Raw genomic sequence first — 22,945 nt, 5'->3', positions numbered from 1 at the left:
CGCCACCGGACAGGATGGCCCCATGCACGCCCCCTACGACAACCGCGACACGCCCTCCCCGAGCGCACGGTTCGCCGCCGGCGGCACGCCCGTCGTGCTCGACCGTCGTGAGGGCCCCCACGGCGAGGTGGTGCTGCGGCGCCAGGGCGAGGTGCTGCAGATCATCGCCAACGGCTGCTTCCTGATGGACACCTCGGACGGCCGGTCGGAACGGCTGCTCGTCGACGCTGCACTGGACGCGCTCGACGGGCGCCCGGCACCGGCCGTCCTCATCGGCGGACTCGGCGTCGGCTTCTCCCTCGCGCACGCCGCGGCCAACCCCCGCTGGGGTGCCATCACGGTCGTCGAGCGCGAGGAGGCCGTCATCAACTGGCACGGCCTGCACGGCGGGACGGGCCGCGCCGGGCCGCCCACCGCCCGCCGGCCGGGCCCCGCACCGGGCCCCGGGACCCCCTCCGCGCAGGCCCCCGCCGCCGCGCCGTTCGCCGCGCTCACCGCCGCCGCGCTGGCCGATCCGCGCACCGTCGTGGTGCACGCCGACCTCGTCGCCCACGTCCACGCGTCGAGGGCCGTCCACGACGCGCTGTGCCTGGACATCGACAACGGCCCCGGATGGACCGTCACCGAGGACAACGACGGCCTCTACTCCCCCGCCGGGCTCGCCGCTTGCCGGGCCCGGCTCACGCCCGGCGGCGTCCTTGCTGTATGGTCCGCGAAACCCTCGCCTGACTTCGAAGAGACCCTTCGAAATGCCGGTTTCCGGGGGGTGCATACCAAAGAGATCCCGGTTGCCCGGGGCGTTCCCGACGTCGTGCACCTCGCAGTCAGGCCTGGATAGCCGCGGCACGGTTCATTCCGTACGCTGCTCACCGACGCACAGATCATTCAAGCGTCAAGCGCACGGTTGGGATCACCCCCACGATTCCGGAAAGCAACAGTCAGGGGCGGGGCGATGGAGCAGACACACACCTCCCACAACGGCACCACTGCGGCCACTGGCGCACAGCGCCGCGTCCTCGTCGTCGAGGACGACCCGACGATCGTCGAGGCCATCTCCGCCCGACTTCGTGCCGAGGGTTTCCTGGTGCAGACGGCGGCCGACGGGCCGGCCGGGGTCGACACCGCGGAGGCATGGCAACCCGACCTGCTGATCCTGGACATCATGCTGCCCGGGTTCGACGGCCTGGAGGTCTGCCGCCGGGTACAGGCGCAGCGGCCGGTTCCGGTCCTGATGCTCACGGCCCGCGACGACGAGACGGACATGCTCGTCGGGCTCGGCGTCGGCGCCGACGACTACATGACCAAGCCGTTCTCGATGCGCGAGCTGGCCGCCAGGGTGCATGTGCTGCTGCGCCGCGTGGAGCGTGCCGCGCTGGCCGCCACCACGCCCCGCAGCGGCATCCTCCGGCTCGGCGAACTGGAGATCGACCACGCACAGCGCCGGGTCCGGGTGCGCAGCGAGGACGTCCACCTCACACCCACCGAGTTCGACCTCCTGGTCTGCCTGGCGAACACCCCGCGCGCGGTGCTCTCCCGCGAGCAGCTCCTCGCGGAGGTGTGGGACTGGGCGGACGCCTCCGGCACCCGGACCGTGGACAGCCACATCAAGGCGCTGCGCCGCAAGATCGGGGCCGAGCGGATCCGCACCGTGCACGGCGTGGGCTACGCCCTGGAGACCCCCACCCCGTGACGGGTGCCGGGGGTAGGGCGCGATGAGCGGCATCGGCAAGGCGAGCGGTACGGACGAGGCGCCCGGCGCCCCCCGCCGGAGCGGCGCCGGGGGTCCGGTACGCGCGCGTATGCGGGCGGTCGGCCGGGCCGGGCGGCAGGGCCTCGCTGCCCTGGGCGCCCTGCGGGCCGGCCGGCGGCCCACCGCGGGCGAACGCAGGGCGACCGGCCGGGCACGCGCGGCGTACGCGGCGCGGACCCGGGCGATGCGCGCGGCCGGCCTGGACGCACGGCACGAGCGCCGGGTGCTGCTCTGGGCCTCGGGGGTGCGCCCCTTCTCCGTGAAGACCAAGCTCGGCATGCTGGTCGTGGTGTCGGTGTTCATCACCACCGGCCTGCTGATGATCGCGGTCCGCACCGAGACCGAGCTGCGGTTCATCACGGTCTTCTCGGTGATAGCGGCGCTGCTGATCACCCAGTTCGTCGCGCACTCCCTGACGGCGCCGCTCGACGAGATGAACACGGTCGCCCGAGCGATCTCGCACGGCGACTACACCCGCCGGGTGCGCGGCGACACCCGGCGCGACGAGCTGGGCGACCTCGCCTCGACGATCAACCGCATGGCCGACGACCTGGAGGCGCAGGACCAGCAGCGCAAGGAGCTGGTGGCGAATGTCTCACATGAGCTGCGCACCCCCATCGCCGCGCTGCGCGCCGTCCTGGAGAACGTCGTCGACGGCGTCTCCGCGGCCGATCCGGAGACCATGCGCACCGCCCTCAAGCAGACCGAGCGCCTGGGGCGCCTGGTGGAGACCCTGCTCGACCTGTCGCGACTCGACAACGGTGTCGTGCCCCTCAAGGCACGCCGCTTCGAGGTGTGGCCGTACCTGTCCGGGGTGCTGAAGGAGGCCAACATGGTCGCCTCGGCACGCGCGGGCATCGCCTCGGGGTCCGGCAGCCACACCCGTACGGACGTGCACCTGCACCTGGACGTCTCACCGCCCGAGCTGACCGCCCACGCCGATCCCGAGCGGATCCACCAGGTGGTGGCCAACCTCATCGACAACGCCGTCAAGCACAGCCCGCCGCACGGCCGCGTGACCGTGCGGGCGCGGCGCGGCCCCGGCCCCCAGTCGCTGAGCCTGGAAGTGCTCGACGAAGGGCCCGGGATCCCGCGCTCCGAGTGGCACCGGGTCTTCGAACGCTTCAACCGGGGCAGCCACCGGGGCAGCGCCTCGCACGGCCCGGGCAGCGACGGCGGCACGGGCCTGGGCCTGGCCATCGCACGATGGGCGGTCGATCTGCACGGTGGCCAGATCGGAGTGGCCGAATCCACCCGCGGCTGCCGTATCCAAGTCACCCTTCCGGGCGAATCACCTACGCAAAGTTGACGTAAGGCCCGTGCAAAGTCCGTGCAAGCTGCCGGCAGGCGCCAGGCCGGGCGCGGGCCCGCTCGGGGCCGGGGCGGCCGGGCTAAGCGGAACCGTGGTTTTTTCCCGCCATTATCCGCCCCGAAACACCGCTCTCGATGTGACTTACACGACGATGACCGGCCCGGACTGCATGCGGCCCCCTGAGGGGCGTAGCCTTTATTCCCGCTGTCCATCACCTTGTGAAGCGGAAGAGGGCGGTTGCCGCCGTGTCGCCACAGTCCAGTAATTCGAGTCCCAGCCTTCAGCCGGGCGGTGCCACCAGGACCGACCAAGAGGGGCAGGGCAAGGACCCTGCGGCTGCCTTCGGTCCCAATGAGTGGCTAGTCGACGAGATCTACCAGCAGTACCTCCAGGACCCGAACTCGGTCGACCGCGCCTGGTGGGACTTCTTCGCCGACTACAAGCCCGGTGCCGCCAGCACCACGCCGGCCGCCGGTACCGCAGCCGCGGGGGCTGCGGGCACCGCCCCGGCTCCGGCTCCGACAGCTCCGAGCGCCCCGCAGGCCGCGGCCCCCGCCGCCCCCGAGGCCGCGCCGCCCGCCCCCGCCGCACCGGCCCCCGCGGCGCCCCAGGCGCCCCAGCCGCCCGCCCCCGCCGCACCGGCCCCCGCCGCACGGCCCGCGGCCAAGGCCGCCCGCCCCGCGGCGGAGCCTGCGGCCGCGGCCGCCGAGCCCGCGGAGGGACCCGAGTTCGTGACGCTGCGCGGCCCCGCCGCCGCCGTCGCGAAGAACATGAACGCCTCCCTGGAGCTGCCGACGGCCACCTCCGTCCGCGCGGTCCCGGTGAAGCTGCTGTTCGACAACCGCATCGTCATCAACAACCACCTCAAGCGCGCCCGCGGCGGGAAGATCTCCTTCACGCACCTGATCGGGTACGCGATGGTGCAGGCCATCAAGGCCATGCCGGGGATGAACTGGTCCTTCGCACAGAAGGACGGCAAGCCGACGCTGGTCAAGCCGGACCACATCAACCTGGGCCTGGCCATCGACCTCACCAAGCCGAACGGCGACCGGCAGCTCGTCGTCGCGGGCATCAAGAAGGCCGAGACCCTGAACTTCTTCGAGTTCTGGCAGGCCTACGAGGACATCGTCCGCCGCGCCCGCGACAACAAGCTGACCATGGACGACTTCTCCGGCGTCACGGTCTCGCTGACCAACCCCGGCGGCATCGGCACGGTCCACTCGGTGCCCCGGCTGATGCCCGGCCAGTCCGTGATCCTGGGCGTCGGCGCGATGGAGTACCCGGCCGAGTTCCAGGGCACCTCCCAGGACACGCTCAACCGCCTCGGCATCTCCAAGGTCATGACGCTGACGTCGACCTACGACCACCGGGTCATCCAGGGCGCGGCCTCGGGCGAGTTCCTGCGCGTCGTGGCCAACCTGCTGCTGGGGGAGCAGGGCTTCTACGACGAGATCTTCGAGGCCCTGCGCATCCCCTACGAGCCGGTCCGCTGGCTCAAGGACATCGACGCCTCCCACGACGACGACGTCACCAAGGCCGCCCGCGTCTTCGAGCTGATCCACTCCTACCGGGTGCGCGGCCACGTCATGGCCGACACCGACCCCCTGGAGTACCGCCAGCGCAAGCACCCCGACCTCGACATCACCGAGCACGGGCTCACCCTGTGGGACCTGGAGCGCGAGTTCGCGGTCGGCGGCTTCGCCGGCAAGTCGATGATGAAGCTGCGCGACATCCTCGGTGTGCTCCGCGACTCGTACTGCCGCACCACGGGCATCGAGTTCATGCACATCCAGGACCCGAAGCAGCGCAAGTGGATCCAGGACCGGGTGGAGCGGCCGCACGCCAAGCCCGAGCGCGAGGAACAACTGCGCATCCTGCGCAGGCTGAATGCGGCGGAAGCGTTCGAAACGTTCCTCCAGACCAAGTACGTCGGGCAGAAGCGCTTCTCGCTGGAGGGCGGGGAATCCGTCATCCCGCTGCTGGACGCGGTGCTCGACTCCGCGGCCGAGTCCCGGCTCGACGAGGTCGTCATCGGCATGGCCCACCGCGGCCGGCTGAACGTCCTGGCGAACATCGTCGGCAAGTCGTACGCCCAGATCTTCCGGGAGTTCGAGGGCAACCTCGACCCGAAGTCGATGCACGGCTCCGGTGACGTGAAGTACCACCTGGGCGCCGGCGGCACCTTCACCGGCCTGGACGGCGAGCAGATCAAGGTCTCGCTGGCCGCCAACCCGTCCCACCTGGAGACGGTCGACCCGGTCATCGAGGGCATCACCCGCGCCAAGCAGGACATCATCAACAAGGGCGGCACGGACTTCACCGTCCTGCCGGTGGCCCTGCACGGTGACGCCGCCTTCGCAGGCCAGGGCGTGGTCGCCGAGACGCTGAACATGTCCCAGCTCCGCGGCTACCGCACCGGCGGCACGGTCCACATCGTCATCAACAACCAGGTCGGCTTCACCGCCGCCCCGGAGTCGGCCCGTTCGTCGATGTACGCCACCGACGTCGCCCGCATGATCGAGGCGCCGATCTTCCACGTGAACGGCGACGACCCGGAGGCCGTGGTCCGCGTCGCGCGGCTGGCCTTCGAGTTCCGCCAGGCGTTCAACAAGGACGTGGTCATCGACCTGATCTGCTACCGCCGCCGCGGCCACAACGAGTCCGACAACCCGGGCTTCACCCAGCCGCTGATGTACGACCTGATCGACAAGAAGCGCTCGGTGCGCAAGCTCTACACCGAGTCCCTGATCGGTCGGGGCGACATCACCCTGGAGGAGGCCGAGCAGGCCCTGCAGGACTACCAGGGCCAGCTCGAGAAGGTCTTCACCGAGGTCCGCGAGGCCACCCAGCAGCCGAGCGGCACCCAGGTCCCCGACGCCCAGGCGGAGTTCCCGGTCGCGGTGCAGACGGCGATCTCCCAGGAGGTCGTGAAGCGGATCGCCGAGTCCCAGGTGAACATCCCCGACCGGGTCACCGTCCACCCGCGCCTGCTGCCGCAGCTCCAGCGCCGGGCCGCCATGGTCGAGGACGACAGCATCGACTGGGGCATGGGCGAGACCCTGGCCATCGGCTCGCTGCTCCTTGAGGGCACCCCGGTCCGGCTGTCCGGCCAGGACTCCCGGCGCGGCACCTTCGGCCAACGGCACGCCGTCCTCGTCGACCGCGTGACCGGGGACGACTACACGCCGCTCCAGTACCTCTCGGACGAGCAGGCGCGGTACAACGTCTACGACTCGCTGCTCTCCGAGTACGCGGCCATGGGCTTCGAGTACGGCTACTCGCTGGCCCGCCCGGACGCGCTGGTGATGTGGGAGGCGCAGTTCGGCGACTTCGTCAACGGCGCGCAGACGGTGGTCGACGAGTACGTCTCGGCCGCCGAGCAGAAGTGGGGCCAGACCTCCGGCGTCACGCTGCTGCTGCCGCACGGCTACGAGGGCCAGGGCCCGGACCACTCCTCGGCTCGCCCGGAGCGGTTCCTCCAGCTCTGCGCGCAGAACAACATGACCGTCGCGACGCCGACGCTGCCGTCGAACTACTTCCACCTGCTGCGCTGGCAGGTGCACAACCCGCACCACAAGCCGCTGGTGGTCTTCACGCCGAAGTCGATGCTGCGCCTGAAGGCGGCCGCCTCGAAGACGGCCGAGTTCACCACGGGCGGGTTCCGGCCGGTCATCGGTGACGACACGGTGGAGGCGAGCGCGGTCCGCAAGGTCGTCTTCTGCGCGGGCAAGGTCTACTACGACCTGCACGCCGAGCGGCAGAAGCGCGGTGCCACGGACGTGGCGATCATCCGCCTGGAGCGCCTGTACCCGCTGCCGGGCGCCGAGCTCCAGGCCGAGATCGCCAAGTACCCGAACGCCGAGAAGTACCTGTGGGCCCAGGAGGAACCGGCGAACCAGGGTGCGTGGCCGTTCATCGCGCTCAACCTGATCGACCACCTCGACCTGGCGGTCGGCGCCGACGTGCCGGGTTCCGAGCGGCTGCGCCGGATCTCCCGGCCGCGCAGCTCGTCCCCCGCGGTCGGCTCCGCCAAGCGGCACCAGGCCGAGCAGGAGCAGCTCGTGCGCGAGGTCTTCGAGGCGTAGTGGCCAAGGTGTGACGGCCCGGGCACCTCGGCAGGGGTGCGGCGGCCGAGCAGTGGTGGCTGCCACCACGCACGCGGTACGGGCCCGGTCCCGGGGTACACCCCCGGAGGCCGGGCCCCTTCGCGTGCACCGGGCCGGCGCCTGCGCGACCGCCGACCGTGGCCGGTTGCGTCCGCGGGCGTCCGGGGCGCCGCCGCGGCCGGCACTAGATCGGCTGGGGTTCGAAGTCCCAGAAGGGCCGTCGGTGCTCGCCGACGTGGCGGGTCAGGGGGTGCGAGGGGCCCAGCAGGTGCACCAGCCGGCCCACGGCTTCCCGGTTCAGGCCCTCCGCCTCGTCCTGCCGGCCGAGCGAGGAGAGGTCGAGCGCGAGCCCGGCCTTGAGCACGGTGGTCAGGACATGGGGCTCGCCCAGGGTCCCTGCGGACCGTGCGAGGGCGTCCCGGCCCAGCTCGGCCGCGGCCTCGGTGTCGCCCGCGGCGGCGAGCGCGGCCGCGCGGTTGAGCGCACAGCCGATGGCCCAGGGGTGGTCGCGGCCCACCGCCTGCTCCATGCCCCGCGTGGTGTGCTCGGAGAGCTTCAGCGCGCCCGCCGTCTCGCCCATGTCCCCCATGAGCACCGAGACGTTGTCCCGGGCGCCCACGGTGTACGGGTGCAGGGGGCCGAGGAGTGCGGCATAGCGGTCGGCGGTGGTCTCGGCGAGCTCGCGCGCCTCCCCCAGGCGGCCGAGGTCACGCTGGAGCATGGCGTAGTCGCAGGAGACCATCAGCGCCTGCGGATCGGAGGTGCCGCGCCGCGCGAGCAGCTTCTCGCGCACCGAGCGCAGCATGGCCTGGGCGAACTGCAGGTCCCCCACGCGGCGTGCGCACTGCGCGAGGTTGTGCTCGGAGGCGAGCGTGTCACCGTGCTGGCGGTCCAGGACCTGGCCGAACAGCCGGGAGTTGTGCTCCTGCTCGGCCAGCGCCTCGCGGTACCTGCCGAGCAGCCGCAGCATCCTGGCGGTGCACAGGGCGGAGTTCAGGGTGAGGGCGTTCTTGCCGCCCAGCAGGTCGACACGGGCCTCCAGGATCCTGCGGTGCAGGGCGAGCGACTCGGCGTAGCGCCCCTGGAGGCCGACGGCGATGGCGAGGTTGGTGCGGATGGAGAGGGTGCGCGGGACGTTCTCACCGCCGAGCGTCTCGGTGGCCCGCGCGGCGGCGCGTTCGAAGAGCGTGCGTGCCTCGTCGAAGCGGCCGAGCGCCATCAGCGTGCCGGCGAGGCTGTCCTCGGCTCGGATCAGCTCGATGGGGCGGACGCCGTGCGTGGCCACGGTGCCGGGCGCGCCGCCCACGGTGCCGGGCACGGGGGTGCCGTTCGGCGGGGTGCCGTCGGTGAGGACGAACCGGGTGCCGTCGGACGGCGTACCGCCCGGCCGCCCGCCCGAAGCCGGGACCCGCGCCGCCTCCTGCAACCGGTTCAGGGTGTCCCGGCCCAGGGCCTCCGCCTCGGTGTAGCGGCCGAGCCTGCGCAGCATCCCGGCGAGCTGGTGGACGGCGACGAGCACGGCCCGGTCGGTGTACCCGGACGCCGTGCGCCAGTGGTCGACGGCCTGGCGGCTGAGCCAGAGGCCGTCCTCGTGCTCGCCCCGCATCCGCTGGTACTCGATGCAGGTCAGCACGAGGTCGCGGACGGTCGGATCGTCGGCGGTGAGTGCTCCGGACGGCTCCAGGTGCGGGATCAGCTCGGCGTACCGCGCCCAGTTGGCCGGGGACGCCGGGTCGCGGGGGTCGGCGGACACCAGCACCTTGCGGGCGATCGCCGAGTACACGCGGGCGTCCTGCGGCGACTGCACGGAGCGCACGTACTCGTGGAAGAGCCGGTGCATCCGCAGGGTTCCGACGGTCTGGATGTCCATCCGCGGGCCCTGCTCGTACTCCACGCGCATGGAGGTGATCTGGGAGAGCCTGCGCAGTGCGCTGTTCCAACTGCTGGGCTCGGAGACCAGTTCCTGGAGGTCCGGCGGCAGGTCGCCGGGGCGGGCGGTGGCGAGCAGCCGCACCGGGACCAGGTCGGGCGAGAAGTGGGCGAGCAGGTTGAGCAGCCGCCAGGCCGCGACGGAGTTCTCCCGCAGGGTGTTGAGCAGCTTCGCCCAGGCCACCTGGAAGCTCTGCGGGTAGTTGGGCGAGGGCACCACCTCGAACTGCCCGGGGTTGCCGTGGCGGATGTCGCCGATGTAGCCGTTGACGGACGCGGTGGGGTTGAGGTCGAGCCATGCGGAGGTCTGGTCGAGCAGCAGCGGCATGTCCTCGACCGCCGCGGCGAGCCGGTCGGCCTGCTCGTCCGTCAGCCGCCGGGTGCGGCGCGAGACGAAGGTGACGGACTCCTCGCGCTGGAACGCCGGTACGGCGATGGGCTCGGCGTACGCCGCCCACTCGGTGTTCTGGGTGGTGATCAGGACGTGGCCGCGCCCGCCGGGGATGAGGTCCTGGAGGCGCTCGGGGCTGCCCGCGCCGTCGAACACCAGCAGCCAGGGGCGGGAGGTCTGGTTCAGCTCCCGCTTGACGGCCTTGATGGTGGTCTCCAGGCGGCCGTGCTCGTCCAGGCCGAGCCCCGGGGCGATACGCGCGAAGTGCTCGCGCGCCGCGGCCACCCGGCCGGCCGCGGCCACCCACCACACGATGTCGTACTCACCGGAGAACCGGTGCACGTACTCCAGCGCCAGTTGGGTCTTGCCTATGCCGCCGGGCCCGTACAGGGCGACCGCGTCGCCGGGCGCCGACAGCTTGCCGTACACCTCCTCCAGGAGCTCGGTACGGCCCACGAACCGGCGGTTGCGGCGGGGCGCCTCCCAGACGGCGAGCGGGTCGTCCGGGAAGCGCGGGCCGCGGGAGAGGGAGACCAGGGTGTCGGGGGCGGGGATGCCCGCGCACTCCAGGACCCTGGCGCGTGCGGCGTCCGGGCCGAGCCCGCGCAGGCCGACCGGCGCGAGGGCGATCACCTCGTCGGGCATGGGGCGGGTGGTGACGCTGACGGCGGCGATGCGGTCGCGGTACTGCGGCAGCACATCGCGCAGGATGCGCGCCCAGGTCTGGAACCTGGGCGTGGAGAGCTGGTCGTACCAGTCGTCGATCACCAGCAGGAGGCGGCCGGGCGCGGCGAGCAGGTCGGTCAGGCCGTCGGTTCCCGCCGGCCTGCGCAGCGGGTTCCAGCGCACCAGCGTGCTCGGGCGGCCGGCGCGACGCACCTGGTGGTCGATCCACTTGGCCCACGATTCGCTCTGCCCGGCGAACACCACCGTGACGTGGGCGGAGTCCACCTGTCCTGACGTCATGCCACCAACCTCCTCGCCCGGCGGGCCTTCGGCGCTCACCTGGGGTGTCCGGCGGGGGTGGGTGCCGTGGTCGGCATCTGGTCCGTGTGCCGTCGCGTCGCCGTCATCGAACGTGATCCTCGATTGTGTCAATTGTGCGTCAGATTTCCGTCAAAGGGAGCGAGTCGGTTCGGGTGTGGGGGGCTTCACGGTGCGTGGCGGGTGGCTTGGCGGTACGGCTCAAGCGGTGCGCCACATGGCGTATCAGCCGTTCCAGGTCGGCGCAGTAGACACTGGGGTGCAGGAAGCCGCTGCCTGGCGCGTACCGGTGGACGTAGTTGCCGCCGCCGCACACGCGGTGCACGGGGCAGCCGCGGCAGTCGGGGGCCAGCGCGCCCTCGCCGAGCTGTCGCGCCGCTATGCCCGGGTGGCGCAGGGCGTCGTCGAAGGGGTGGCGGAAGACGTCGAGCCCGGTGGCGGGGGCCCCCGGGTAGGCGGACTTGAGCGAGTCGACCTGCTCGATGGCGCCATCGGTGTCGACGACGACGGCCGCCATCGGCGAGAGCCCGACCGCCTCGGCGGTGCTCGGCGCGCCCAGCAGCAGTGCGGCGATCTCGTGGAAGAGCCGGATCCTGGTGGGGGTGCGGGCGGTGTGCCACCAGGTGTCGAAGAGCGCGGCGAGCCAGTCGCCGTACGGGGTGGGGCGCGGCCGGTGGCGGCCGGGACGGCCCGGGGCTGCCAGGCCGGGCGGCGGCGCGGCCCAGTTGCCGTGCGGCAGGAGGAAGTCGATGCCGGGCGGGTGCAGGCCGAGCAGCGAGTCGTACGCCTCCCGCGGGTCGGTGTCCAGGTCGATGGTGCACAGGATGCCTGCGTAGGTGCCGGGGCGGGCCGCGAGCAGCCGGGCGGCGCGGTGTGCGGCGGGCCAGGCGGGACGGCGGGCGTGGTCCCTGCGCCGGTCGTTGTGGGCGGCCAGGCCGCCGTCCAGGCTCAGGCCGACGCGCAGCCCGGCGGCGGCCAGGGCGTCCAGGGTGCGTTCGGTGAGCAGGGTGCCGTTGGTCTGCACGGTGGCGGTGATCCGGCAGGAGGCGGGGACGGCGGCGCGTACCGCGCGGGCGTAGGCGAGGACGGGTCCGGGGCCGGTGAGCAGCGGTTCGCCGCCGTGCAGTTCGATACGGATCCGGCGCAGCCGGTGGACGGCGACGTGCTCGCCGATCCGGGCCGCGGCCGCGCGCACGGTCTCCTCGCCCGCGCTCGGCGGCCGGGTGTGCCAGCTACTGTCGGCGCCTTCGTAGATGTAGCAGTAGTCGCAGGCCAGGTTGCAGCGGCTGTGCACCTTCAGCACGAACTGCCGGAACGGTACGGGCCGGTGCCCCCGGGTGTCGAGGGTGGCGTGCGGCCAGCGGGGGTGCGCGGAGGGGGACTCCGGGGCGGTGGCCCGCACCCGCCCTCCCGGGGGGACGGCCTCCACCCGCCCTCCCGGGGCGGCTGCTTCCACCGGGCCGTCCGGGGAGGCGCTGCCCGCCGGGACCCGCGGAGTGGCGCTGTCGTCCTCCGGGGGTGGCAGGGCGGCTGCCACGGGCGGCTCAGCCGGGGCGGTGGCCGGCGGTGGGCTGCCGGGGCGCGGCGACAGGCCGGAGGTTCCTTGCCGGGACGGGGCGGGGACCGGTCCCGGGGCGGCCGGTCTTGCGGGGGCCGGTCTTGCGGGAGCCGGTCTGGGGGCGGCCGGTCTCTCAGGGGCCGGCGTGCACGGGGTCCCCGGGGCGGCCGCTGCCGGGTGCGGCCCCGGGCAGGCCGGTGCGGGCACGGGCGCGGGCGCGGTGCCCGAGGGCGCGGCCGGAGGGGCTGGGAGCGCGCCGGAGCCGGGGTCCTGGGGGCGCGCCCGTACGCCCGGCGGCACAGCGCTTCCGGGCCTGCCCCCGTTTCCCGGAAGGTTTTTGCGTGTCACCGGACTCCGCGGGCGGCAGCCGTCGCACCTGGCGCCGTACCGGCCGTCGCCGCACGAGCCGTCACGCCGACCGCCGCCGCGGGCGGGGACCCCGCGGGCAGGGTCGCCGCGGGCGGGGGCCCCGCGGGCAGGGACCCCGCGGGCGCCGTCGCACCGGGCGCCGCCGCACCCGCCGCGCCGGGGGCCCGGGACGCGGGAGCCGTCGACGCGGGCGTCACGGGGCATCTTCGTACTGGGCGACGACGGGCTGGGACGCGCTGTCGTGCGGCTCCTCGGGCGCCATGCGCGCGCGGAGGTCGGCCAGGATGGCCGCCAGTACGGGGTGGTCGGTCCGTACCGGGAGGTCTAACCCGGGCAGGGGCATGTCGCTGTCCTCCAGGGGAGCGGTCACGCCCGGTCCACCTCGGATGCCAGGCGGGCCACGGCCTCGCCGAGCTCCTGGGCGAGACCGGGCTCGACGGTGTCGGCCAGGGCGTTGCGGTACTGGCGCAGGGCGCGGTCGGGTGCGCCCTGCCGCTCCAGGAGCATGCCGCGCAGTTGGCGGGCGCGGGCGACCCGGTCCCCGTCACCGGTCTCCTGGGCGTACTCCACGGCATGGCGCAGGTGGTCGTCGGCCCGCTGCAGCAGTGCCGGGTTGCCGACGCGGTCGGCGAGTTCCATGGTGACGGCGCCCCGCTGCAACCAGCAGTCCTGGGCGAGGTCCGGGTCCTCTGCGCCGCGTGCCGCCTCGCCGAGTATCCAGTCGGCCTCGTAGAGGTCGGCGAGGACCTCCTGGGAGCGGAACCGCAGGTAATGGGCGATGCCCAGGGTGCGCCTGCGGTCGGCCAGCTCCGGATGGTCCTCGGAGGTCCAGTCGACGGCCGCGCGCAGCAGGCGTACGGCCTGGTCGATGTCACCGGCGGCGTCCCGCTGCTCACCGCGGCGCACCAGGGTGGCCCCGTACTCGGTGAGGGTGCCGGGGCGCCGCGGGTCGTCCATGGCGAGCAGCGCGGTGCCCTCGCGCCATGCGGTCACCGCGCGGTCCAGGTCGGCGATGCGGCCGGTGGACTCGAAGCGGTCGCGGTGCAGCCGGGCGGCCAGGACGTGGCACTCGAAGCGCAGTTCCTCGTCGTCGCCGGCCGCCGCCAGCGCCTGCTCCACCGCGTCCATGATGCGCGGCCGCTCCTCGTCCCGGCCGCCGTCCTCACCCGTGGTACGGAACGTCTCGATGGCCGAGGCCATGTCCAGCCAGGCGCGGCAGCGTTCCGGCGCGGGGAGGGCGTCGGCGGTGCCGAGCGCGGCCATCAGGTGCTCGCCCGCGCTGCGGCCGGCGTCCGCGGCGGCCGCCTCGTCGGGGCCCTCCTCACGCTCGATCGGGCCGCGGCCCAGGTACTGCCTGGCGAGGTCGAGCATGATGCGTCCGCGGACCAGGTGGCCGCGCTCCGGCTCGGGGTACTCCAGCCGCACCGCGGCGGCCTCCGCGGCCCCCCGCATATGGGTGAGGTACCAGTCCTCGGGACCCGCGGCGCGCAGTGGTCCCTGCGGTCCGGCGAGCGGGGCACCGGCGTCGGCGAGCGCGCTGCGCACGGCGGGCAGGGTCTCGGCGGCGAGCCTGCGCCGGTCGGCGTCCTCGGCGGAAGGGCCGGCGGGCACCGGCGATCGGTGGGAGCCGGTGGAGGACGGGGGCAGGCTGAGGGTCGGGGGGGTCTGGGAGGCGCCGGGTCCGCCCTGCGCGGGCCCTGCGGGGTACGACCTGTCGGCGTCGGCCTGACTGCCCGGCGGCCTGACCGACGTCCCGGCGCGCGCGGCCTGCGAGGAGAGCGCGGCGTCACCGGACACCACCCGGGTGAGTTCCGCGTCGGCCCTCGTCAGCAGGTCGCAGAAGGCCCACAAGGCCGCCGGGTGCTCCCTGTCCGCGCGTTCCCTGGCACGGCGGCGCACCTCGTCGGGCAGGTCGTCGACGCCGAGCCAGGAGCTGTGCAGCTCCCCGGCCAGCAGCCAGTGGACGGTGCCCCTGAGCAGGCTGCCGCGCACCGAGGTGACGTGCTCGGCCGCCAGCACGGCCAAAGCCTCGCGCAGGTCGTCGCCGACGCGACGCACCCGCCAGCGCGCGAGGAGGGCGTTCGCCAGTTCCTCGGCGGCCGAGCCGCGTTCGGCGGGCAGGACGGCGACGGCTCCGGCCTGTTTGAAGAGGGCCACGGCGTCGTCGAGTTCACGGATCAGGCCCTCGACCTCGTAGCGGCGCAGCGCGATCCGGCCGCGGTTCAGCAGCTCCACGGCGCCGAGCCGGGGGTCGGGCGGCCTGGGCAGCGGCCAGGGGGTGCGGCGGCCGAGGTCGCGCAGCAGGTCGGAGGAGACCTCGGCGAACGCGCGCAGTCCGGCGTGCTCCTCGGGACCGGCACCGGCACCGGCACCGGGGTGCTCGGTGGGGTCGGCGTCGGCCGCATCGGGGTCGACGGCGCCGCGCAGGAAGGCCGCCGCCAGTGCGGGGAAGTTCCGCGCGGTGCGTCCGAAGTGCCGTTCGATGTACTCGGAGCAGTGCTTGAGCAGCAGCTTCGCCTCGTCGGCCGTGAGCCTCTTGCGCAGCTCGGCAGCCACACCGGGCAGGAAGTCGTAGCGCACGGCGCGCGGGTCCGCGGCGTCCTCGCGGCGCTTGAGGAGTCCGCCGAGCAGTACCTCGGACAGCACGTCGGGTCCGGTGCCGGCGAGCATCGCATGCTGGACGAGCTGCATCACCGGCAGGAACAGCGGTACCGCGGACAGGTAGCAGGCGAGGGAGCGGGCATCCGGTGACGCCTGCCGGACGAACGCCCGTACGCGGTCCTCGCCCGAGAGCTCCTCCGCGGCCCGCACCGGCGAGCTGGCCGGCGCGTGCGCCGCGTGCACCCATCCCGCGGCGGCCGTCAGGCTCTGCCCGGTGGAGCCCGCCACGAGCCGCGCCCAGCCTTCGACGGAGGGCCGGCGCAGCGCGAGCACCGGTACCGGCAGCGCGCCACGTTCGAGGCGCCCGCGCTCGGGAGTGAAGACCAGGCGCCCGGCGGGCCCTTCACACCGGTGGAGTTGTCCGCGCCTGGCGGGCAGATGGGTGCGCAGCCACATGCGCTGCGGCAGCGGCTGGACGACGGCGACGGGCGCGGTGGACGCCCAGCGGTACAGCAGGCGCTGCATCCGCCCGCTGCGCCACATCGGGCCCGCGCAGTCGCTCAGGACGAGTGTCAGACGGCGCCCGGTGGGGTCGCTGAGCTGTTCCGGGGCGTGCAGCGGGCCGGTGCGCTCGGCGGCGGCCGCATAGCCCGGCAGGCCGTCGTCGGTGGCGTGCAGGTACTGGACCTGCACCTCGCGGAAGGCGCCGGCGCGCTCGCAGACCTGACGCAGTTCGTCGAGCGCCTGCTGCCAGACCACGGTGGAGGTGGAGACGTCCATGACGAGCAGCAGCCGCGCCTCGCGTCGCCGCACCGCGCGCAGGACGGGCTGCACGAGCCCGGACTCGGCGGCCCGGTCGGCGGTGCGGTCCTCGTCGAGCGCCTGGCCCGACACGGGGCGCACGGGGGCGCGGTAGCGCTGGAGGATCCGCAGGCCGCGCTGGAGCGCGAGGGGCTCCGGCAGCGCGGGCGCGGCGGGGACCTGCACCTGCCGCAGCTCCACGGCGCTGTCGGCGCCGGGGCCCCGTACGAACAACTGGGCGTTGTCGGGCCGGCTGCGGTCCTCCTGGGAGGAGGTCGACGAGAGCGCAAGGGGCCGGTAGCCGCGGCCGTTGGTGTCGGTGGCCCTGGTGGACGGGGTGCGCTCCTCGGGCGTCCGCTCGGGCGTCCCCGAGGGGTCGGGGGCGGGCAGCCAGCGGGCCAGCCACAGCGCGTCGGCCATCTCCTCCACGCTCGGCGGGATCTCCGCCTCGCGCATCCGCGCGATCAGCGCCGTGAGCGCCTGGCCCGCGGCGTCGGTGCGCGCGCTGTCCGGGGTGTCAGGGGTGACGGGCACACCCGGGGCAGGGGTCGGCTCGGCGCTGCTCATGGGATCACCTGGGCCCGGGGTCCAGGGGCTGCATCAGCAGTTGGGCGATGTCGGCGCGCTGTGCGGCGATGTCGCGGGAGGCGTCCCGCGCGGCGTGCTGGGCGAGGAAGATCGCGTTGAGCAACTGGTCGGTGGGCCGCAGCGCACCGTCGGACTCCGCCTCCCTGAACCGGTCGACGATGTCGTGGTTGTCGTCGTACGAGCCCGTGCCGAAGTGCGCCTGGACGAGCGCGGCGAGGCGCTGGTCGCGGGGCGCTTCCAGGGTCAGCGGGATGCAGCGGCGCATCAGCGGCGCCGGGAACTCCCGCTCGCGGTTGCTGGTCATCACCACGAACGGGAAGGCACGGCAGCGCACCTGGCCGTTGGTGACGGGCACCCTGCGCCCGTCGTCGGTGAGGATCTCGACCGTCTCCAGGCCGGGCCGGTCGGCGATCCGCTCCAGTTCGGGAATGCCGAACCTGCCCTCCTCCAGGACGTTCAGGAGGTCGTTGGGCAGGTCTATGTCGCTCTTGTCCAGCTCGTCGATGAGCAGCACGCGGGGCCGCTCCGAGGCCACCAGGGCGGTGCCGAGCGGGCCGAGTTTCAGATACCTGCCGATGTCCGAAGAACGGTTGCCGCCCGCGGAGTCGTCGGAGGCGCCCGACTCGCCGGTCACATGGGCGCGGTCGAGCTGCGCGTCCTGGAGGCGTCCTATGGCGTCGTAGGTGTACAGGCCGTCCTTGAGCTCGCTGCGGCTGACGATCGGCCACTCCAGGACGCGGCCGAGGTCGAGTTCGTACGCGATGGAGTGCGCGAGCGTGGACTTCCCCGCCCCCGGGGGCCCGGTGACAAGGAGCGGGCGCCGCAGGTAGAGGGCGGCGTTGATCAGTTCGAGGGTGTCGTCGTCCTGCACGGGCAGCGGGACGCGGCGCGCGCCCAGCCTGCGGGCGGTCGACGAGTCGAGCGGCGGCACCTCGTACGGCACCGCGGGAGCGTCGAAGCGCCGCCACGGCGGAGGCTCGGGCAGCTCGCCGATCTTGTCCGGATCCGGCCCCCCGGTGCCCCGGTAGATAAACCAATCGCTCATCGGGTGCTCCTCGTCAACGGTCGGTTGTAGACCACGTCCTGGGCGACCGGGGCGATAGGCGCCCACAACGGGCCCCTGAAAATGTACCCAGTCCAGGCATCTGATACGGGCGTTTTCAGCCAGTCTGTTCCGAGGTCGACCGCGGTGGCCCCGCCGGCGCCTGCCGCGCGCGGGAGGGCGGTACGGGGGCCGTGCGCCCTGGGAGGGCGGTTGCGGGCACCGGCCGTCCCCCCGGGCGCCGCGGCGCGGGCGGGGTCGGCGGTCGTCGGGGCCTGGGCGCGGTTCACAGCGGCGCGTCCAAAGGGGTGGTGTCCTCGGCGGGCAGCGGGCGCCGGGGATCGTCGTACAGCAGGGCCAGGGGCTCGGCCCAGCGGCGGTCGGTGCGCTGCGCGCTGATCTCCTGCCGTAGCTGGCGCAGCCGGTCGGGCAGTTCGGTGATGGACTCCAGGGGCTCGAAGAGCCACTTGGTCCTGGTGTGCAGGTCCTCGCAGGAGTCCGAGCAGGCTCCGCCGCCGTGGCCGTCGACGCGCCACAGGGCAACGCCGTGGCCGCTCTCCAGGGCGAGTCTCAGGGCCGTGCGTCCGAGGCCCTGCCCCACGGAGCGGCAGATGACGGGGACGGCGCTGTGCGGGGCGTCGCCGAACTGGCGCGGACTGGGGTTCACACCGGGCTCCGGTACGCGCCACCCGTTGAGTTGCCGCTGCGCGGAGATGGCGCGCCAGCGCGCGGCCCATTTTTTGTCCGGTTCTCCCCGGCGCTCAAGGGCGCGCAGGACGACACGGCGCTGCGCCCCCAGGTGGTACGTGTCGTCCAGTGCGGCGATGTCGTTGAGCCGCCAGCGGTGCACGGCGGTGTCGAAGTACTCGGCCGGCAGCGCGACTTCGAGCGGAACCGGCCGTCCGGCGCGGTCCCGGGCGTGGAACACGTCGGTCAGCGGGCGGCGCAGCGCCTGCACGAGGTCGCCCGGGCGGTGGCCGTGCGTCGAGCGGTCCTCGGCGAACAGCTCGGGCTCGCCGTCGCCGTCGTCGATCCAGATCTGCCAGAAGAAGTGCGCGGGGTCGGGGCCGATCACCGGGTCGAGCAGGACCGCGACGGTGGGGCCCTCCCCCGGGCCCGGATACGGGATGACGACGCGGTCGGAGTCCTCGGGGCCCGGCTCCAGCGACTCGGGCAGCCGGGCGTCGGTCACGAAGGCGGCCATGTGCGGCCAGGTGTGCAGGCCGAGCCGGTCCTGGATCCACTCGGTGAGCGCGTCGACGTTCCCGCCCCTGCGGCGCACGTAGAGCGCGACGAGCTGGAGGTAGCGCAGCAGGATCATCGAGTCCATGGGGCGGGCGTCGTCGTAGAGCAGTCCGTGGCCGTCGCGCCAGGTGTGCAGCTCGGGGCCCTCCTGCGGCCAGCGGTTCCCGCTGATGGCCTGGCGCGCGAGGATCGCCACGGTCGGGCCGTCGGGCGGCGCCGGCAGGGCGGCGAGCCGGCTGAGTGCGGCCCTGCGGTCACGCGGGGTCCACGCCTCGCCGGCGGTGGGACGGTTCCCGGTGACGACGGTGTGCTGGGCGTCGATCCAGGTGTTGTTGCCGAACTGCGCCGAGGACCGGCCGTGCCAGGTGTCGTGCGCCCGCATCACCTCGCCGTAGAGCGGGCCGAAGCGGCGCAGCGCGGCGATCGAGACGGCGAGGCCGCCGTCCCGTTCCCTGCGGCGTGCCTTGATGAGGGCCACCACGGCACCGGAGTCCGGGTCGAGCAGCGGCCCTCCCGAGACGCCGCTCGGGAACTCGACGTCGGGCTTGAAGCGCAGTCCGTAGGCTCCGTCGCGCACGTTGATCTCGGCGTCGCCGCTCCAGGGCACCGCACGGGGGTGGCTCTCCTGTCCGGGCCGGTACCCGTAGGCCACGATGCCGCCGACGTGCTGGACCGCCCTGTCGACGAGCCAGACGCACTCGTGCTCCACCGTGTCGTCGAGCAGCCGCACCAGGGCGAGGTCCTCGCCGGGCGGCACCTCGGCGGCCCGCGCATCGGTGATCAGCCACTCGGCCAGCCGGGCCGGGACGGGGATACCGTCGTTGACCTGCGTCTCGCCGCGGACCGCGAAGGTGAGGTTCCGGTCGCGGGCGAGGTGGGGGCGGACCACATGGGCGGCGGTGATCACCCACCCGGGTGCCACGAAGAACCCGCTGCCCCACATGGCTGTGCCCCGGCCCTCGGCCGGCAGCAGGTGGACGGTGGCGGCGCGGGCATGCGCATCGAGCCAGGGGTTCAGCTCAGGCATGGGCGCTCGCGCTCCCCGGAGTGCGGTCGTCGGGCGTGGCGTACGGCGCACCGTCGGCAGGGGCGCGGGGCGTGGGAGTCACCACAGGCGCGTCGTCTGCCACGGTGGCACCAGAAGCATTGTCGGCCCGGTCGGCACTCCTCGGCGACCGGTCGTCCATGTGCCAGGTGAGGGTCACCTGGACGGATGCCTTGGCCTCGCCCTCGGCGAGTACCGCCAGGGCCCTGCCGGACTTCGCGGTGAGCTCCACCCCGAAGGTGACGGCGGCCTCGTCGGGCCCGGCGGCGCGCGCCGCGCCCAGCACACTGGAGCCGACCGCGGTGATCAGCTCACCGAGCTGCTCGACCCTGACCGCGGCCGCGTCGAGCACCCCGACGTCCTGGTCGTCGGCACCGAAGACGTCGGGCGTGGTGAGCCTGGCCAGCACGACGGTGCCGTCCGGCAGCTCGATCTCCTGGATGTGCCCCATCCCGATCACCCACTCCCCCGTCGACGCGGGATCCCGGCCAACTCTTGTGCGCCGGTGTCCACTTGATCTGCGACGAGGCTAATGGCCCCGCCGGTTGCAGACGAGACGGTGTCGTCGGGATTCCGGTACATCCATGACGGCCTACCCTGAAGACGTAGGCACCGGGGCGCCCCATCCGCATCAGGAGCAACTGTTGTACTTCACCGACCGTGGCATCGAGGAACTGGAGAAACGGCGCGGCGAGGAGGAGATCACTTTCGAGTGGCTCGCCGAACAACTGCGTACGTTCGTCGACCTCAACCCGGACTTCGAGATCCCCGTCGAACGCCTGGCCACGTGGCTGGCGCGACTGGACGACGAGGACGAGGAGGAGGGCGACGTGTAGGCGGGACGCCGTGTAGGCGGGGTTCCGGGACGGCGGGGTTCCGGTGCTGCGGCTTCCGTTCCGTGCTCCGGCTTCGGTTCCGTGCTCCGGCTTCGGTTCCGCGCTGGCTCCGGTTCCAGTTCCGTGCTCCGGCTTCGTTCCGGTGTTGCGATTCCGGCTCCCGTGCTCCGGCTTCGGTTCCGGTACTGCGATTCCGGCTCCGGGTGCTCCGCGGTTCGGCTCCGGTACTCCGGCTTCCGTTACGGCGTCCCGGCTTCGTTTTGGTACTGCGCATCCGGCTCCCGTGCTCCGCATCGGCTCCGGTACTCCGGTTCCGGCTACGGCTGCGGTGGTCCGGCTCCGGTTCCGGCTACGGCTACGGCTACGGCTACGGCTACGGCTACGGTGGTCCGGCTGCGGCTCCGGTCCGGGGTGTCCGGCGCCCCGCGCGCCCTTGTCCGGTGGCTGCGGGGTCCGGCGGCTGTGGGTCCGGGGCTGCGGGGTCCGGTGCCTCGGAGTGCCGGTGAGCGGCGCTGCCGGTTCGGCGCGAGCGCGTCGGACCCGGTGCGCGCGGTCGTGGTTCGATGCGCACGGGCGTGGTCCGATGCGCACGGGCGTGGTCCGATGCGCACGAGCGTGGTTCGGCGCGCGCCCGGTCGAGCGTGCGCCGGTCTCGGGAGGACCGGCACTCAGGCTTCGGTCGCCGCCTCGGCCGCCCGGCACCAGAAGTCCCGCATCAGGGCGGGCACGGTCGGGCTGTTCATCTCCACCTGGGTGAGGAGGACGGCGACCGTGCCGGTGGCCGGGATGATGTGCGCGGACGTTCCCGTGCCGCCGACCCAGCCGTAGCGGCCCGGGACGCTCCACGGATGGACGCGTGCCAGGTCGACCGCACCCCCGTATCCCCAGCCCTGGCCCTCCGGGAACAGGGCGCTCGCCTCGCGCTGGGCCCTGGGCAGGCGGTTGGTGATCATCTGCCGTACGGACCCGGGTGACAGCAGCCGGTGGCCGCTGTCGGCCGTCCCGCCCGCGAGCAGCATCCGGCCGAAGGCCAGCAGGTCGTCGGCAGTGGACACCAGGCCGCCGGCACCGGACGGGAACGCGGGCAGGCTGCTCCACTGACCGTCCGGGGCGTCGACCAGTTCGAGGCCGCCCCCTTCCGGGACCCGGTACAGGCCGGTGAACCGGTCGAGCTTGCCGGGCGGCACCGCGAACCCGGTGTCGACCATGCCCAGCGGCCCGAAGACCCGCTCCTGGAGGAACTCGGGCAGTGTCCGGCCCGACACCCTGGCGATCAGCACTCCCTGGATGTCGGAGCAGGTGTTGTACAGCCAGGCCGCGCCCGGCTGGTGCACCATCGGCACGCGCGAGAGCTTCCGCATCCAGTCGTCGGGCGGCGGCGTGAGCTGCGGCCTCGGCGGCCCCTGCCCCAGGGCGTCGAACAGCGGCGCGAGCACGGGCAGCGAGAAGTCGGACGGGAGGCCGTACCCGGCGCGGAAGTCGAGCAGGTCCCCCACGGTGATCGGCCGCTCGGCCGGGACCGTGTCGTCGGGAGGACCGCCCGGACTCCGCACGACCGACGGTGCGGCCAGTTCCGGCAGCCAGGTCCCCACCGGGTCGTCCAGTGCGATCCGTCCTTCCTCGATGAGCGTCATGACCGCCGCGGCGACGAGGGGCTTGCCGGCGGAGGCGATACGGAAGATCGACCGCCTGGTCATCGCCGTGCCGGCGGCGAGGTCGGCGTGGCCCACCGCCTGCACGTCGACCCTGTCGGCCGGGGTGCTCCGGCCGTGCGGAGTGCCCTCCCCGCCCCGGCCACGCCGGCCCTCCCGGCCACTCCGGCCCCTCTGATCATTCCGATCACTCCGGTCACTCCGGTCACTCAGGTCACTTCGCGCGAGCAGGGCCACGGCGCCCGGTGCCGCTCCGGTGCCGGTGCCCGCACCGCCGCCCGGAGCGGCGGCACCCACGTCCGCGCCGCCACCGACGTGCGCCTGAAGGATGTCGCGCAGCCCTGTCATCGGTCCGCCTCCGTGCTCCGTGGTGTGCCGTCGCAGGCGAGTCTGCCGCGCCGTCGCTCCACCGCACCGCTTTCCGCCGCCGGACGCGGTGCGGGGAACGCGGATGGCACGCAGGACGAGGCGAACGGGGCTGATGGGGCGGACGGGGCGGACGCGCAGGGCGCGCAGGGCGCGCAGGACGCGGACGGCTTCGAGAACGCGGATGGCGCGGAGGACGCGGACAGCGCGCAGGGCGCGGCGGACGGGCCACGGCAGGACACCGGATCGAAGCCGCCGGGGCACGGCCGGGGCGGGGTCGGGGCGGGCCCGCGGCGCCGGCACGACCGGGGGGGCCGACCACGGCCCTGGTGCGGACGGAGCCGGTGAGGGCCCCGCACGGACGGGGCGC

General features: G+C 73.6%; 13 protein-coding genes. 5 read left to right on the top strand and 8 right to left on the bottom strand.

What is annotated here, in order from left to right; genetic code table 11:
* The first annotated feature begins 22 nt into the window (after nucleotides 1–22).
* The 4 genes from IE313_RS19600 (at nucleotide 23) to IE313_RS19585 (ending at nucleotide 7,147) form a co-directional block, all read left to right on the top strand.
* The gene (locus tag IE313_RS19600) at nucleotides 23–838 is read left to right on the top strand and encodes a spermidine synthase family protein (protein ID WP_229924773.1); all 816 of its coding nucleotides are present in this window, start codon (nucleotides 23–25) and stop codon (nucleotides 836–838) included.
* A 114-nt stretch (nucleotides 839–952) separates the two neighbouring features.
* Entirely contained in the window at nucleotides 953–1,690 is a 738-nt protein-coding gene (locus tag IE313_RS19595) for a response regulator transcription factor (protein WP_189933939.1), read from the top strand.
* A 244-nt stretch (nucleotides 1,691–1,934) separates the two neighbouring features.
* Nucleotides 1,935–3,059 carry a HAMP domain-containing sensor histidine kinase gene (locus tag IE313_RS19590; RefSeq protein WP_189934046.1) on the top strand — a complete coding sequence of 375 codons (1,125 nt, stop codon included), beginning with the start codon at nucleotides 1,935–1,937 and terminating at the stop codon, nucleotides 3,057–3,059.
* Nucleotides 3,060–3,307: 248 nt separating this feature from the next.
* Entirely contained in the window at nucleotides 3,308–7,147 is a 3,840-nt protein-coding gene (locus IE313_RS19585) for a multifunctional oxoglutarate decarboxylase/oxoglutarate dehydrogenase thiamine pyrophosphate-binding subunit/dihydrolipoyllysine-residue succinyltransferase subunit (protein ID WP_189933933.1), read from the top strand.
* A gap of 205 nt (nucleotides 7,148–7,352) precedes the next feature.
* Here the strand turns inward: IE313_RS19585 and fxsT are convergent, their stop codons facing one another.
* The 7 genes from fxsT to IE313_RS35320 all read right to left on the bottom strand — a co-directional run bounded on the left by fxsT (nucleotide 7,353) and on the right by IE313_RS35320 (nucleotide 20,172).
* Nucleotides 7,353–10,454: an FxSxx-COOH system tetratricopeptide repeat protein gene (fxsT, locus tag IE313_RS19580; protein WP_189933931.1), complete on the bottom strand. Its 3,102-nt coding sequence runs from the start codon at nucleotides 10,452–10,454 to the stop codon at nucleotides 7,353–7,355.
* Between the two features lie 139 nt (nucleotides 10,455–10,593).
* Nucleotides 10,594–11,874 (bottom strand): FxsB family cyclophane-forming radical SAM/SPASM peptide maturase, encoded by a 1,281-nt coding sequence (locus IE313_RS19575; RefSeq protein ID WP_189933929.1) that lies wholly within the window; start codon nucleotides 11,872–11,874, stop codon nucleotides 10,594–10,596.
* Between the two features lie 718 nt (nucleotides 11,875–12,592).
* Entirely contained in the window at nucleotides 12,593–12,769 is a 177-nt protein-coding gene (locus IE313_RS19570) for a hypothetical protein (RefSeq protein ID WP_189933928.1), read from the bottom strand.
* Entirely contained in the window at nucleotides 12,766–16,368 is a 3,603-nt protein-coding gene (locus IE313_RS19565; protein ID WP_189933925.1) for an SAV_2336 N-terminal domain-related protein, read from the bottom strand. The genes IE313_RS19570 and IE313_RS19565 overlap by 4 nt, the downstream gene beginning before the upstream one ends.
* 4 nt (nucleotides 16,369–16,372) lie before the next feature.
* On the bottom strand, nucleotides 16,373–17,434 hold the full coding sequence (locus IE313_RS19560) for an AAA family ATPase (RefSeq protein WP_189933923.1): 1,062 nt from the start codon (nucleotides 17,432–17,434) through the stop codon (nucleotides 16,373–16,375).
* Nucleotides 17,435–17,717: 283 nt separating this feature from the next.
* Nucleotides 17,718–19,703: a VMAP-C domain-containing protein gene (locus IE313_RS19555; RefSeq protein WP_189933921.1), complete on the bottom strand. Its 1,986-nt coding sequence runs from the start codon at nucleotides 19,701–19,703 to the stop codon at nucleotides 17,718–17,720.
* A complete protein-coding gene (locus IE313_RS35320; protein WP_229924772.1) occupies nucleotides 19,696–20,172 on the bottom strand; it encodes a CU044_2847 family protein in 477 nt (158 codons plus the stop codon). Before IE313_RS35320 ends, IE313_RS19555 begins: the two co-directional genes overlap by 8 nt.
* 193 nt (nucleotides 20,173–20,365) lie before the next feature.
* Between IE313_RS35320 and IE313_RS19545 the strand changes: the two genes are divergently transcribed.
* A complete protein-coding gene (locus tag IE313_RS19545; RefSeq protein WP_189934044.1) occupies nucleotides 20,366–20,557 on the top strand; it encodes a DUF6104 family protein in 192 nt (63 codons plus the stop codon).
* A 668-nt stretch (nucleotides 20,558–21,225) separates the two neighbouring features.
* Here IE313_RS19545 and IE313_RS19540 read toward each other — a convergent pair.
* Entirely contained in the window at nucleotides 21,226–22,557 is a 1,332-nt protein-coding gene (locus IE313_RS19540; protein WP_189933919.1) for a serine hydrolase domain-containing protein, read from the bottom strand.
* Nucleotides 22,558–22,945 lie beyond the last annotated feature (388 nt).

This window comes from Streptomyces sulfonofaciens (assembly GCF_014656295.1).
Classification (GTDB): domain Bacteria; phylum Actinomycetota; class Actinomycetes; order Streptomycetales; family Streptomycetaceae; genus Streptomyces; species Streptomyces sulfonofaciens.
This window is presented reverse-complemented; position numbering and strand designations above follow the sequence as displayed.